Below are 14,639 nucleotides of genomic sequence, written 5' to 3'. Positions count from 1 at the left end.
GAATTTAGTCCCTAAACCCGCCCCTACAGATTCCCTAAACCCGCCCCGACAATTGCTGGATGTTGTTTAAATATTAAGGATTGAAAAATTACAAAGAATTTTTTCGGGTATAGGAAATTAAATTGAGATACACATTGGCTTAATAGGCTCCTTGCTTCTTGATGACTACAGCGATAGTTTTCAGGATGAGCTGAAGGTCATAGATAAGAGACCATTTGCGCTGATAAGCTAGATCCATCAACACAATATCTTCAAAATCAATCACACTAGAGCGACCATGGACTTGCCATTCTCCAGTCATTCCTGGCTTAGTTCTCAATCGTTGCCAATGATGCGGCTTGTAGTGTTGTACTTCATTCAGGGTGGGCGGACGAGTACCGACTAAACTCATTTCACCGTTAAGCACGTTCCAAAATTGAGGCAATTCATCCAAGCTGGTGCGCCGTAAAAAACGACCCACACGAGTGATGCGAGGGTCGTTGGTATTTTTAAAGATATGACCTTTTGCCTGATTTTGCACCAAATGTTGCCTGCGATCAGCATCTACAACCATTGAACGAAATTTCAAGATGCGAAAGGATTTACCTCGTAAACCACAGCGAAGTTGACGATAGAAGATAGAACCTGGATCGTCAATCTGGATGGCGATCACAATTGGTATGGCAAGAATTGCCGTCAGAAACAAGCCAACCACAGCTCCCAGAATATCAATGAGACGTTTAATTTTGCAGGTTGCCGACCGATGCTGCACAATTAACCGAGAGAAACTTTGGAGCTGGGGGAGATCACCCGGCAAGGGTGTGGAACAGTTTGATGTAGTAAACACAGTGTAAGCTCAGTTGTATTACAAGTTGTAAGTTATTTAGCCGATTATCATGTTCTATATTATTGAGAGGTTTGCGAAAAAAAAATAGTCCGTTGGATACACTTCACGAATTCTTTACAATTTTATAGGGACTGAACGCACTTTTATGAAGATATGATAAAGATTATGGATTGAAATTAACGAGGATTACGCAATCTAATAATTTATAATCAACGCTGAAAACGCGATCTAGGGTCTAAGTAATGACTTTACCTTTGGCATCTATCCTAAGATGTAGATTCTAGAGTCATAGCCCGTTTAAATGAGGCGTGAAAATAAATGGGGTTGAAACGCTTAGCCAGTGAGGGTTGCTATTTCACAACTGATTTAGAGGTTAGTGAATAAGGATTGGAGTGATGGTGGGGAATGGGGAACAGAGAACGGTTGTAGTGCGAGCGTCTCGCTCGCTATTTTGTAAGGGTTTTTATCTATGTATTATAAGAATACGTTATATGCAACGTCTCTAAAGTATGTTGATAGCTTTTATTTATAGCAATGATTAAAATTAATAATTAAAGGCTCATCAAACGTTTGAGATAGACTGGATACAATCAGTTTAAGGTATTGACGTAGACGCTCGTGTTGTTGGAAATTGGGACGATACAGCCGATCGCCTACGGGTGAAAACAGTTTGGCATCAGCCAGATCCCGATAAGGGAAATCGTGGGGAGAAGCTGGAGAGAACCCCTTTAGGCGATCGCTAGCTGGGATCAATCCTGACGGTAACTCACCGTCCAAAAACCCCAGCAAACGTTGATCACAGGCGAATGTGTTGAGACCTTGACGTTCTAAGCGTTGCTTAATTTCTGCCAGAGTGTAATCCCGAATCCCTGATTCCTTTTCTGTCGGGGGGAACGCCTTAAGCAGTTCTAATAGCAGAAAGTAGTCACTATATTGCTGCTGAAAGCGATTAAAGACATGGGGATACAAGGGTAACCTCGCCAGTCCAGTGGCGACCCAAGGCTGGGATGATACAGTATCCGGGATCAGTGTAGCGTTAGGCAGTTTATCCTGAAGCCACTGCTTCACCCTTTTTGACTTAGCGCTTCCTCCCGTACAGATAGCTTTACTGATCGCCTGTTGGGAAAGTCCGGCTTGAATCAGCAATCGGTTAACCTGTTGGTTGAGTTGTTCAATAAACGGTGTGATAATGGCACTGTTGAAGTCTTTTTGTTGCACCGTCCATTGATAGGCACCCAATTCCAGGGTAAATTCGGTTTTGTGTGGCAAAATCAGCTTTAAATATTCAGCCGCTTTCAGTAACGCTTGTCCTAACACCGAATGTTGTAACTCGAATAAAGCGCGATCGCGTCTTTTGGGATCAGGTTGACCGGGTAAGGGGGGTTCCAAATCCTGGCTAAGATTCAGTTGTGCTAATTGCGCCTCAGCCATCTGCGGGTAGAGTAACTGCCAAACGATATCTTGATCAATCGCCTGACCTGCATAGGACCAACTCTGAAGTTGAAAGTCAGCGTAAGTTAATTGGCGGGGATTGTAAGGCAAATCTACTAATGCCAATTCCGTGGTGGTTGCGCCACTATCGATCACCAACGTCCAGCCACGTCCAAGTGTAGAGGATTGAGGCGTTAAGGTGACAGAGGCGGGTTCAGGTGTGGGAAAAGCGGCTAAGAGGGACGCGATCGCATCTTCTAAGAAGACAATTTGTTGAGATTTCTTGACTAACTTGGCAGCCAATACTGCTTCCCGAACATTAATCTGGTAGGTATCGCCCCAATCGGCTGGATAACTGACAATGACGCCTGTGAGTTGTGCCAAAGCGTCTGCCAGTAATTCGGATTCTAGACCCATCGCCCCTACCTGCAATGACACCTTGGTGCGAACCGTCTCTGGGGTTAAAGTGGCTAACATTGCCTGTAAGGATCGTCGCACCCAATAGAGAGGAACCTGTCCATCGGGTAACGCTAACATTGGTTCCCACTGACGACGTTCTGGGCAATAGTAAGGAATTGCCAAGGGTAAATAGGGTTTAACCGTGGACACCGTTATTCCTGCTGCTTTTGCCACGGTAGGACTCGCGGAGGTTTGTGTCGGTAAGCGAAATACGCGATCGCCTGAATCATGATTGGTGGTTGACGATTCCTGTTGCCAATATAAAGGGTAGTGCTGACCTGTGTTTTTGTTCAACACCACAGCCGACAGCCCCGTGGTGCCGAAGTCAATTCCTAAGTACCAGAGAGGATTATTGGTATCCACTAGCCAATTTGATGATCAAGTCACATTACCTACCTGTAGGGGCACGGCATTGTCCATTGGTGTCAACTTAAAACTTTGTATAACTAGCACTCAAAGTTTAGATCCCCCTAAATCCCCCTTCAAAAGGGGGACTTTGATTAATTTCTGGTTCCCCCCGTGGAACAAAAAGCGAAGCATCCTTTGGCTTCCCCCTTTTGAAGGGGGACGGGAGGGGGATCTGAAGGGGGACGGGAGGGGGATCTCTTATTAAGTAAGGGTTTCAGCTTTAAGTTTACACAGATAGGTACTGCCGTGTCCCTACTCTAATCCCTGTTTTGTTCGCCATCCTCTAAAGACGTTTCTTGAGGTTGGCTCACGGAATGTTGATCAGGAGTCACGGAGTCTTCCCAGACATATTTTTCTACCACATTGTCTTGCTTTAAGTCAATCGATTCCTCAGACAAATTATCAGAAACATCGTCCAACTCTGGGGATGGTGCCGTCGTTTCCTCAGAGTCACTCACCAAGGGATCAGGTGCGCGAGAGTCTCGGTCAGTTGGAGTTGTCTGTTGCCAATCTGAGAAGATAACATCCTCCTGGGATAAGTCGTGGAGGGCAAATTCTTCCCAATCTTCTGCCAACAACTCCTCTGACATGGGCAACGACTGGATTGAGTCTAAATCGAAGTTTGGGCGTGAGACGGTGCGATCGCGAGACGGGGACGGTCGAGGGACAATATTCAGATGGTCTTCTGCTTCAAAGCTGTGTAGGTCTTCACTAAGCTGCTGGAGGGTACTTTGGTCTAGCCTAATCTCTTGACCGGAAAACTGTTGCGATTCATCCCTGACTAGCAAATCTTCATCGGGTGAGGCGGGAATATAGTGGTCATCCACTGAGGTAACGGGGGAATCAGTTTCTCCAGGGTGTTCCGAAAACCATTCTTCCTCACGAGTCGCCGCTATGGATCGGATATCGGCTACGGGGGGGGAGTAACTTAACCCCATTTCATCGAGTAAATCGGTTAGGGCGGTAATTGTTTTAACGTCTTGAGACTCGTCGAACCTTTCCTGGTAAGGATAAGTGGCGGGTTCTGGCGTGGCGACTACCTCTGACTCAATCGGGGCGTCAGATGTTGGCGTTTCAAATAATAAGGTTTCCCAGGATAGTTGATCATGATTGATGCCTTCAATCCCGTGTTCGGATACACTCGTTTCATCAGCCGGATCAGTGAATCCGTCAAATAGATAATCAGCAATCTCCACCGATTCAGTCTCACCGAAAGCCTGATCTGGGGATCGATCATCTTGCCAGTCAGTTGTCGTGATTGATGTCGCTGAGGTATTCGCATCAGTCACTTCGGCGTTATTGGCTGGAGAAGGGGTATTAGAGTCTGTGCCAAATAGGGTATTATACAACTCATCAATTTCATGGTGGCGGTTCTCGACTTCAGTTTGATCGGCAACCTCTGGTTCTACGGGTTGCTTGGCGTCCGCCTGAGAGATTGGGGCTGAGGGGGATGATGGTGTTGTGGACTCCGGCGTACTATCGATGCCTAAGAGGAAATCTAGGTCTGGAAATTCTGAATCATTGTCTGAGATAAAGATATCCATATTCCAGCCAATCAAGGCGTCTAGGGGATTGCCTCCTGAATTTTCTGTCTCGAGTTCTTCCGTCCATTGCTGATCGGCAATTTTAGACGGCAGTTGAGCCTGGGTTGGTGGGGATGGGGTTAAGGTGTTGGCAGATAGGGTCACATTGAATTCAGGCTGAGACAGTGGATCAATGCCCACAAAAATGCCCTCTTGTTTTGATGTCGATGACGTTGAATCGGGCATTGACTGGGATAATTCTGTCACCTCTGACCAAGGTTGAGACGATTGCACCAAGGTTGAGGTTTCTCGTCCCAATAGCTGGGCGAGGCGATTGACAAGGGCTGTAAATAACAGCTCTCCTTGGTTGCTCAAGCGATGCATTTTGTCAAGTCCTTGAGACAAAGATTGCTGATAGCCATGCAGATCCCGATCGAGTGCCTCAAAGACTGTCCGTTGGTTGGTGTCGAGATTGATCAACATGCGATCGCTCTCCCGTTGCAGTTGCCGCAGTTGCTCTAAGCGTTCTTGTGGTAACATTATCCCAGAGACGGGTGACCCGGGTGAGTCCGATGTTGATGAAGGATTGAGCAGTTGGGCTTCTAAATTCAGTAAGATTTGAGCCAGTTGCTGTGTCAGGCGTTCGGTTGACTGGTGAATTAAATCCTGAGCAAATTCTGGGAGAGGTTGTTCTTGTCCCCCCCCTTTAGCGGTAACAGTATTTTGCAATTGCTGTTTCTTCTGCTCAAGGTGCTGAATTTCTTGAGTTAAGGACTCTCGCTGTTGACGTAATGCTGACAATTCAGTCTGCAAGGGTTCTGTAACCTGTTGGCGTATATTCTCCATTTCTTGGGCAACCGCCTGCACAATTGGTGTAACGGCTGATTCGTGGGATGGCGACATTGCCATTTCGTCTGACTGCATCGACAGCAGATAGCTACGCACCCGTTTGAGGATTTCGCGATCGCGGGCTAAATCGTTGGGTTTAGACCAAGGGAAACGGGAGCCAAACTTGGCAAGGAGACTGTCAATATCAGCAATCAGCGATTGGATTTTCTTCTGTTTAGTCACGGTGGAACGCCTGACAACTTATGTTCACGCTTCGCAGGAGTTATTGCGATCGCCTGCTTTTATTATGTAGGAACTTGAACCCTTGCCGTTAGCCGAGTCGGATTGAGGCTGAGGCGGGTCAACTAGAGCTTTAAGCCGCCCCCGCTACGACTCACGCTTGGTTGAGCGGTAGGGGATTAACAATTGAGCGATATTGGTCGAAAAATTTGGCGTGAGTGTCATTATCATAAACGTATTCTGGCTAACCGATGTCCTCTCAAGTCCTGATTACAGGCATCTAAGTTGTTAAATCTCCCTCAATATGCAGCATAATAGCTGTGTACCAATCTCCGGCTGATTAGCTTTAATTTCCAATAGGATTAGAATTGAAGGCACTTCGAGGGAGTATAACGCCGATTCATCGATCAGGACATAAGTCCCTTGTATCTGCCATTATGGCTGGTCTGGATGGGGTGATGAGGGGCGATTGTACCACAAAGACTCAATTTTGTGTCTGTTGTGAAACAGGAAGGAACCTGCTTAAGTTTTTGAGGATAACAAATCGCCATACTTGTCCACGGCGTATACAATGTGGTTTGGCTTCATGGATGATCGATACAGCTCACACGAAATGAACTCTAATGTTAATGAGTTGATGCGCACTGCTCCTTTATTTTCTGGCTTACCAGAAGCCAGTGTGAATCAAGCGACTTCTCATGTTGTTACACGCAGCCACCCCAAGGATCGAGTTATTTTGCTGGAGAATGACTGGGGTGGCTCGGTTTACTTCATTTTGGAGGGCTGGGCAAAAATTCGTACCTATAACCTGGAAGGCAAAGAGGTGACCCTCAACATTTTAGGCAAGGGGGAAATTTTTGGCGAAATGGCGGCCCTGGATGAGGTGCCTCGTTCTACCGATGTGATTACCTTAACGCCCACGACGATTGGCAGTATACCTGCCCAGGATTTTATCCAGCTTATTCATGATGAACCTTTAGCCGGGGTTCGTTTGTCTCAGCTTATGGCAAAGCGCTTGCGCCAAGTTAATCGCCGTCTCCGCCTGAGAGAGTCGGATAGTACCTCGCGAGTGGCAGACACGCTCCTGTTTTTGGCAGAGGGTCAGGGTAAACTTAAACAGCAAGGCACTGAGATTCCCAACTTACCCCATCGCGAGTTAAGCAGTTTGAGTGGATTGGCGCGGGAGACAGTGACGCGAGTTTTGACGAAGCTGGAAAAAAAAGGTTTGATTAAGCGAGAACACGATATTATGTTTATCCCAGATCTGGCGGCATTAGAACGCATTATTGCTTAGAAGTGTTATTTGTCCTTTGTCCTTCGTCATTGGTAAGGTTTGAGGCAGATTTACCTACGCAAGGGGATCAGGCGATCATGTCGAGGTGAAAGCAGCGTTAAAGTGGAGGTTGATTAAGTGTTTATCAAAGCTGCATGAGCGATTCTTTTGAGGATGCCCAACCGCCTCGCCCTAATCCCGATCCAAATCCTGAATCCTCCTCGAAGGACTCAGAAAATGTCAATGACGAATGGGATTTGGTGGAGGAACTAGAACCAGAGACTGAAACATCAACCAATGCTAGACCTGAAAGGCTAATCCCTAATCAGGACAGAAATTCAGCGAGTCAACAATCTCAGGCACAACAGCGACAATTCAATACCACTGTCGTCATGGTGGAAACGGCTTTCCTCGCCAGTACAGCGAGTTTGATTTGGCTAATTAATTATTATTTTCCCCTCGGTCCAGTCTTGAAGATGTTTTTCCCGGTGCCAATCGCCTTGGTGTACATGCGCCGGGGAAATCGAGCCTCTTGGATGGCGGCACTGGTTTCAGGGTTATTGCTGTCGGTGCTACAAGGACCAACCCGCAGTATCCTGTTTTTGATTCCCTACGGTTTGATGGGCGTTCAGTTGGGCGCATTGTGGAAACGTCAAGCCAATTGGTTATTTTCCATTGGGATTGGCACGCTACTGGGAACTTTGGGATTCTTTTTTCGCTTTTGGCTGCTCTCAATTCTTTTGAGTGAGGATCTTTGGGTTTATGTGATGACTCAAATTACCGAATTAGTGGAATGGGGGTTTGTCAAGCTGGGGTTACTTGCTCAACCCAGTTTAACGTTAATTCAGGTGGTGGCAATTGTGGCAATTGTGATCAATAATGCCATTTATTTATTTGTGGTTCATCTGGTGGCGTTACTCATCTTTGATCGCCTGAAAAATCCCATTCCTCGTCCGCCTCAGTGGGTACAAGTTTTGCTGGATTATTAAAATAATCTCCGTTTTTGGATTAGTTTGACGGCTGACTGAGGTTACACCAAGCAATGATCTAGTAAGTACCTGGACATAAATTATGTCCGCTATATTAAGAAATGTTGACAAGCGTAAAATCCTTACTGTTCCCTGTTCCCCGTTCCCGGTTCCCTAATCTCAACCATCAACTTTAATGAAAGTCCGACTACTTATCTGTCAATATGGCTACAACAGGGTGGGCTCCCCTGTTGATACGTTGGTAATTCGCTAAGATAACAGATTAAGTAGGTTACAGGTCACTTGATATGTCTTTATTGTTTATCATTCCCTTGGGGATTTTCCTCGTCACTGCGTATCTTTTTAAACAATTGGCTAATGAAATGGCTTATCTTGCCGCTGCCATTGCTTTAGTTAGCTTAGTTGTAACGTTATGTTTAGCACCCTGGCAAATTCAATTCTTGCTGCTAATATTAGTCATTTTTAGCAATTATAGACGCAGTTGTTCATCGTCTCAGCCCGTCACCGAGTCGTCATTGCCGGATGAGGATAACGTTAAGCTAGTTTATCGAGGCGTTAACTATGACCTAAGCTCTGCCCAGGTTGATGTCACGGAAGATGAGGTAATTGGGAAATATCGGGGTCAGGCTTTAAGAATTCACCATTTGGTGACACCTCCAGCTACGTCAACTCTCTTACCCTTGAAATATCGAGGGGTTAGCGTTAGCGATCACAAATCATTAATACCTGTGGTTAAAGAACAGGAATTAACCCAAAACAGTAATTGGAGTAAAGGCGGTAGGATAGATTAACTCTGAAGTGACGAGTCGTTGATAAGGAGAAACTATGCGGATTGCTCATAATATCACAGAAGTAATTGGTCACACTCCCCTAATTCAGCTCAACCGGATTCCTCAAGCGGAGGGATGTGTAGGACGAATTGTGGTGAAACTGGAGGGAATGAACCCAGCCGCTTCCGTGAAAGACCGCATCGGGATGAGTATGATTCGGGCAGCAGAAGAAGCGGGTCAGATTCATCCGGGAAAAACGGTGTTAGTGGAACCGACATCGGGGAATACAGGTATTGCCCTAGCGATGGTAGCCGCCGCTAAAGGATATCAGCTAATCTTGACGATGCCTGATACGATGAGCATGGAACGGCGATGTATGCTGAAAGCCTATGGAGCCAAACTAGAGCTGACACCCGGAAGCGAGGGAATGAAAGGAGCAATTCGCCGAGCCAACGAAATTACCGAAAGTACTCCTGAAGCCTTTATGCTGCAACAGTTCCAAAACCCAGCCAATCCCAAAATCCATCGGGAGACGACGGCTGAAGAAATTTGGGCAGATACTGAGGGTCAGGTCGATATTCTTATTTCTGGCGTTGGCACGGGTGGTACGATTACTGGTATTGCCGAAGTGCTCAAGCAACGTAAACCCGACTTTACCGCGATCGCAGTTGAACCGACTAGTAGTCCAGTTCTCTCTGGCGGACAAGCTGGCTCCCATAAGATTCAAGGGATTGGTGCTGGCTTTGTCCCTCAAGTTTTGCGTACAGACCTGATTGATGAAGTGGTTCAAGTCAGTGATGAAGATGCTATCGCTTTTGGTCGCCGTTTAGCACGAGAAGAAGGGTTGTTATCTGGAATCTCCTCCGGCGCCGCTTTATGTGCCGCGATTCAGGTGGCGAAACGTCCAGAAAATGCGGGTAAGTTAATTGTTATGGTACAGCCCAGTTTTGGCGAACGCTATTTGAGTACGCCTTTGTTTCGAGAACTTGATCAACCCGAAACACCTGTCCTAGTTTAATTGTCTTATGTCTTATAGCTTATGGCTGATGTCATTGAGCCGAAACGCGGTTCGACAGATCCCCTAAAATATGCTTAAATCTATGCATAACTCTTTAGGCGCTTGCTATGCATAGATTAGAGCATCTAGTTGAGGAAAAGTAACGATGCCACGCCGCAAGAAGCAACAGAAAACTCAAGAAATTTACACTCAGGTTATTCCTGTTGCTTCTTGTTCTGATGAAGCGCAGGTGAGGAGAATCATGCACCTGTGTGGCATTCCCAGAGCATTAACGTACAACTTGCCTTGGATCGCTACAAGGATGGGGACTCAACTGGAGAAAAGCCGCTCCTATCGTGAGAACCCAACTGAGCCCAACTGATATTGGATTACCTGCGAAGCTTTGGGAATGGTCAGTTAATGACGCTATGAAGGCGATTTTAGCGCAACAAGAAGCCGCGAAAACCTTCATGATTCGAGCAATTTACCGCCGCACTCTAGACGAACCATCGCGGTCTAAGTTGCTGGATTTGATGCACAATGACCCAACTTCCGATCCTAACAGTGTCTGTGGTGAATCCAGCTTATACGTCGCAAATGTGTTCTCGTACCGGGACGTTATTGGGTCAACGGGATGGGGATCGTTTTATCTGTTACACAGGGGACGTAATTCAAGCAGACAAAAATGCCGCAATGAACATTCTGCATCGCGGCGGTGATCGTGAGATTACTCTCTGGATGAAATATGCAGAAGTCCGCACCATTTTACTGATGCGGACGGTTCGATACTTAGCTTCGATTGGAAAGTCTGTATCTGAAGCTCTAAACTTGGGTTGGCTCAACCTTAAGTTTAGAGCAGAAGCGTTACGACTTGAAGCGGAGTATCACCTAGCGGGGTGCTAGGTACGGTTAAGCTCCGGTGGGTGGGAGAAGTGCCTTGCTTCACCAACGTCCCTAACGACAACCATCAACGGATGAAACCAGCAATATGAGACAATTCTAGCTTGTCTGCATAGATTTGCACAGATTTAGTTCACCCCTAAAGGACAGACGTGATCCGCATCTATACCCAATTCATTCAAGCAAATCAATGGTTGCAGCAGTATCGGGGACAACCTCCCCTACTCGCTTGTATTTTAGGATTTACGGCAACAGGGTTGATCCCCGGCATTTCTGCGGCTGGGGCAACTCCAGAGGATCGGAAGTATACTGCGATCGCGGATGCTGAATTCTTAGTTAATGGTTTTACCGCCAATCCTCAGTATCCTCTGCCTCCCTTGGATGCTGGGGCGTCGCCTGTCCTGATTTCTCGTGCTGTCGTCGAGGCTTGTCACCTTCCGGTTTATCTATTCAATGCGGGTTTACCTCAACCGCCAGGCGTCCCAGCTATAGATTTAGGCGGTTTACCCGCTAACTGTTTAACCACAGGGATTGCCTTGCCCATCAATACTGTAAAACAGCTATTTGAGCAAGGCTTAATTTGGGGTCAAAAGCTGGCAACTCTGACCCCAAGCGGATATGTAATGATTGCTGAATGCGTCGTTGGCGGAACCACAACGGCTTTGAGTGTACTGACAGGGTTGGGTATTGCCGCCATGGGTAAAGTCAATAGCAGCCATCCTCACTGTAATCATCGCCAAAAAGCAGAAATCGTTCGGATTGGACTACAACAGGCTGGCTGGGAAGAGAAACTGGCAGAATTCATTGATCCCTTCGAGTTAGTCGCCGCCGTAGGCGATCCCATGCAAATTACAGCCGCCGGAATGGTAATTGGGGCAAGTCAAAGCGTTGGTGTTTTGTTAGCTGGAGGGACGCAAATGCTGGCGGTTTATGCACTAGCACGGACGTTGGCGCAGCAAATGCCAGCTTGTAGAGACGTAGCAGGCTACGTCTGGGAAGCTGGGGGATCGAGGGCTGTAGGGGCGGGTTTTACTGATAACGTTCCGTCGATGTCGGATAGCTGGATTAAACCCGCCCTTCTAGAGGGAGGAAAAAGTCGTCTTGACTCTTTGTCATGGCAACCTAAGCAGGTGGTTGTCGGTACAACTCGCTGGGTGGCAGATGATCCCACGGGTGATACTGTGGGATTAGCACGAGCTATCGGCGGTGTTCCTCTTTTGGCAACCGACTTAAGTTTTGCCCAGTCAAGTTATCCCCAGCTACGGGCTTACGAACAAGGATATGTCAAGGAAGGCGTCGGTGCGGGAGGATGTGCGATCGCATCCCATCTTTACCCAGGATGGAACACGACTCAATTACTGCAAGCCATTGAAGCACTTCTGGCTCAACACCATTAACCCGGATTGATGATCAAGAGTGAATGCGGCGGGCGAGAAGCTGTTCTTCTAAAGCCGCAATGCGATTGTAAGCGGCTGTTAATTGGGCGGTGAGACGTTGCACTTGCACATCAGCAGACAGGGGATTCTCTGAATTATGATTTCCGTTGTGATGCGTATGAAATTGAGTGACTTCACCGTTATCCTCGATCAGGATATCTTTATGTTCCATCCCAGAGTCAAGCAGTTGGGGATTCGCATAGACGGGGATGTCATTAACCTTTGCGGTTGATGCCTGTAGCTCAGAGTCTACAGTTGACATCGGTTGAACTTGAGAGAGACACTGGGATACTTTGTGGTTGAGTTGCTCGATACTTTGATATATAGCATCAACTTTATGATTTAGGGCTTTGATTTGTTGTTGAACTGTATCCATCTGATTACCAATTTCCATAGCGAGTTCTATTTCATGCTAGTCAATTTACACTCAAAAGCTACCTTCCTGCGGATTCATTTAACTATTTGAGACAATTCATATCCCTATATCCGGCTGATTGTTCACAGCGCACAACTTTCAATCATTAAGTCAACCCTCAAAATCATTTATCTTGGGCTTTAATCACCTTTTTTCCTAGATTTTACCTTGGTCTTCCTTACAATGTCGCCGATCTAACTATTTAATATTTTATTTACAATTGTGCCTTCAACTCAGTCCCAACTCTGGATAAGTTCCCAGATTTACTCAACGAGTTACGGAGCACTGGTCACTTGTATAGCAGATGGATTCTTTGGCTGTCAGTCTCACAGAACACCAAAATTGTGTTAGTTTGTTGGGAGTAAGCGTATACAATGTAGTATTTTTACTCAATTCAGCAGATTTTTGGGATGAAACGACGCTCCTTTCTCATGGGCGCTAGCGCCCTAGCACTGGGGCAATTGGCGTCTGGGTGTGGCAATAGACAGTCAACGGCTTTAAATGTAGGACTGTTGCAAAATTCAATTCCGGTTCAGTTATTGGCTGAATTTCGCCAAACCCTGGAGCCACCCGTGAGGCTCAAGTTTGACCCACAAGCCCAGCTTAAGGATATATACCAGAACCTTCGGGTGTGGAAACGACAATCGGACAACCCAGAATCCTCGCCTGGGTTTTCCCTTCCTCTGATTAGTCGCAAACCTCCCGCGATCGCCAATTTGGTGACATTGGGCGATTATTGGTTAGAATCCGCTATCGGTGAGCAACTGATTCAACCCCTAGAACTGGTAGGATTACCAGGATGGCAAAAGTTACCCCCGCGTTGGCAAGGGATTGTCAGACGCAATCGCCAAGGACAACTTGACGAATCGGGATTAATCTGGGGCGCACCCTATCGCTGGGGGACAGTAGTAATTGCCTATCGCCGGGATAAGTTTGAGGAATTAGGATGGACACCGACAGATTGGAGTGATTTATGGCGTCCAGAATTACGCGATCGCATTTCGTTACTTGATAGTCCGCGAGAGGTAATTGGGTTGACCTTGAAAAAATTAGGATTTTCCTATAATACCAAAGATTTGAGTCAAGTCCCCAATCTGAAAACCGAACTCTTAGACCTGCATAAACAGGTTAAACTCTACAGTTCAAATCACTATCTAGAACCTTTCGTGTTAGGCGATACCTGGTTAGCCGTGGGTTGGTCTACGGATATCTTATCCCTGCGCGGACGCGATCGCCAAATTCAATCCGTCGTTCCTCGTTCAGGAACCTCTCTTTGGGCAGATGTGTGGGTACAACCTGCTGTGCAAAAGACGGCTGCTGAATCGCCAGAACCAGAAACGTCCCAATCATTAACTCAGCAATGGATTGATTTTTGCTGGCGACAACAATCCGCGATCGACATTTCTTTATTAAGTCATGCGGCTTCACCAATACTGGTTACCCTAAATCCGGCTACGTTACCCAACCCACTGCAAACCAATGATCTCCTCTTACCAGAACCTTCTATTCTCGAAGCTAGTGAATTTCTGTATCCTTTACCCCCAACAGCTATAAAACAGTATCAGGAACTGTGGCAAGAAATTCGCACAATGCAATTTGTTTAGTAGACTTAAGCCCTCAACTAAAGTTGGGGCTAAAAGCAGCAAACCCGTTTCAACGGGTTCAAAGAAAAAATTTTCCCAGTAAACTCGATTCTTACTTTAGCTTTGACCCGGTAAGTAGGTAGGGACAATAAAAGTTAACGGCGAAGTTTGTCATACCTAATCCGGGGAACGCTACCCCTGTTATAACCTAGTCCGCGCCGGCGGACTTTGTTTGTGTAGCTGGGATTTCAATCGCCTCCTCTTGCTTAAGTCGAATAGCACTGAAATAAGCATTTGGGGAGCGCCAAAACCCTTTGGGGAGCGCCAAAAGCCTTTATCTATCGTAGGGTGGGCATTGCCCACCATCCTTAAGTCAGTGTCATTCAATTTCTGGACTTTAGACAAACAAAGTGCGATCGCGGTTGAGAATAAGGTGGGTTTGGTTGTCCAGTTTGGGATTAATCGATTGCCGTTCGGTGGGGGAATGGGCGGGTTTTGTTGTTCCGTTATCGGTGGGGAGGGCGGGTTTTGTTGTTCCGTTATCGGTGAATATCTGAATTT

12 protein-coding genes are annotated in these 14,639 nt (G+C 46.6%); 8 read left to right on the top strand and 4 right to left on the bottom strand.

What is annotated here, in order from left to right; genetic code table 11:
* Positions 1–139: 139 nt before the first annotated feature.
* From ACLFWI_RS14430 to ACLFWI_RS14420, 3 genes are all read right to left on the bottom strand, one after another.
* Complete coding sequence (locus tag ACLFWI_RS14430; protein ID WP_446413490.1) at positions 140–796, bottom strand: sugar transferase; 657 nt, start codon at positions 794–796, stop codon at positions 140–142.
* Positions 797–1,348: 552 nt separating this feature from the next.
* Positions 1,349–3,079 carry a hypothetical protein gene (locus ACLFWI_RS14425; RefSeq protein WP_446413489.1) on the bottom strand — a complete coding sequence of 577 codons (1,731 nt, stop codon included), beginning with the start codon at positions 3,077–3,079 and terminating at the stop codon, positions 1,349–1,351.
* A gap of 302 nt (positions 3,080–3,381) precedes the next feature.
* Positions 3,382–5,718 carry a hypothetical protein gene (locus tag ACLFWI_RS14420; RefSeq protein ID WP_446413488.1) on the bottom strand — a complete coding sequence of 779 codons (2,337 nt, stop codon included), beginning with the start codon at positions 5,716–5,718 and terminating at the stop codon, positions 3,382–3,384.
* 583 nt (positions 5,719–6,301) lie between these two features.
* Here ACLFWI_RS14420 and ACLFWI_RS14415 point away from each other — a divergent pair.
* The 7 genes from ACLFWI_RS14415 to cobT all read left to right on the top strand — a co-directional run bounded on the left by ACLFWI_RS14415 (position 6,302) and on the right by cobT (position 12,041).
* On the top strand, positions 6,302–7,009 hold the full coding sequence (locus ACLFWI_RS14415; RefSeq protein WP_446413487.1) for a Crp/Fnr family transcriptional regulator: 708 nt from the start codon (positions 6,302–6,304) through the stop codon (positions 7,007–7,009).
* A gap of 134 nt (positions 7,010–7,143) precedes the next feature.
* Entirely contained in the window at positions 7,144–7,977 is an 834-nt protein-coding gene (locus tag ACLFWI_RS14410; RefSeq protein WP_446413486.1) for a DUF2232 domain-containing protein, read from the top strand.
* A 287-nt stretch (positions 7,978–8,264) separates the two neighbouring features.
* Positions 8,265–8,768, top strand: coding sequence for a DUF4278 domain-containing protein (locus ACLFWI_RS14405; RefSeq protein ID WP_446413485.1), 504 nt, complete (start codon positions 8,265–8,267; stop codon positions 8,766–8,768).
* Between the two features lie 34 nt (positions 8,769–8,802).
* On the top strand, positions 8,803–9,765 hold the full coding sequence (gene cysK, locus ACLFWI_RS14400; protein WP_446413484.1) for a cysteine synthase A: 963 nt from the start codon (positions 8,803–8,805) through the stop codon (positions 9,763–9,765).
* 145 nt (positions 9,766–9,910) lie between these two features.
* Entirely contained in the window at positions 9,911–10,126 is a 216-nt protein-coding gene (locus ACLFWI_RS14395; protein WP_446407121.1) for a hypothetical protein, read from the top strand.
* A gap of 158 nt (positions 10,127–10,284) precedes the next feature.
* Entirely contained in the window at positions 10,285–10,647 is a 363-nt protein-coding gene (locus tag ACLFWI_RS14390) for a zinc ribbon domain-containing protein (RefSeq protein ID WP_446413483.1), read from the top strand.
* Positions 10,648–10,796: 149 nt separating this feature from the next.
* On the top strand, positions 10,797–12,041 hold the full coding sequence (gene cobT, locus ACLFWI_RS14385) for a nicotinate mononucleotide-dependent phosphoribosyltransferase CobT (protein ID WP_446413482.1): 1,245 nt from the start codon (positions 10,797–10,799) through the stop codon (positions 12,039–12,041).
* A 13-nt stretch (positions 12,042–12,054) separates the two neighbouring features.
* Here the strand turns inward: cobT and ACLFWI_RS14380 are convergent, their stop codons facing one another.
* The gene (locus ACLFWI_RS14380; protein ID WP_446413481.1) at positions 12,055–12,474 is read right to left on the bottom strand and encodes a hypothetical protein; all 420 of its coding nucleotides are present in this window, start codon (positions 12,472–12,474) and stop codon (positions 12,055–12,057) included.
* A gap of 431 nt (positions 12,475–12,905) precedes the next feature.
* On the opposite strand from ACLFWI_RS14380, the gene ACLFWI_RS14375 reads away from it, so the two are divergent.
* Positions 12,906–14,099: an extracellular solute-binding protein gene (locus ACLFWI_RS14375; protein ID WP_446413480.1), complete on the top strand. Its 1,194-nt coding sequence runs from the start codon at positions 12,906–12,908 to the stop codon at positions 14,097–14,099.
* Positions 14,100–14,639 lie beyond the last annotated feature (540 nt).

Source organism: Coleofasciculus sp., assembly GCF_046539235.1.
Lineage (GTDB): Bacteria > Cyanobacteriota > Cyanobacteriia > Cyanobacteriales > Coleofasciculaceae > Coleofasciculus.
This window is presented reverse-complemented; position numbering and strand designations above follow the sequence as displayed.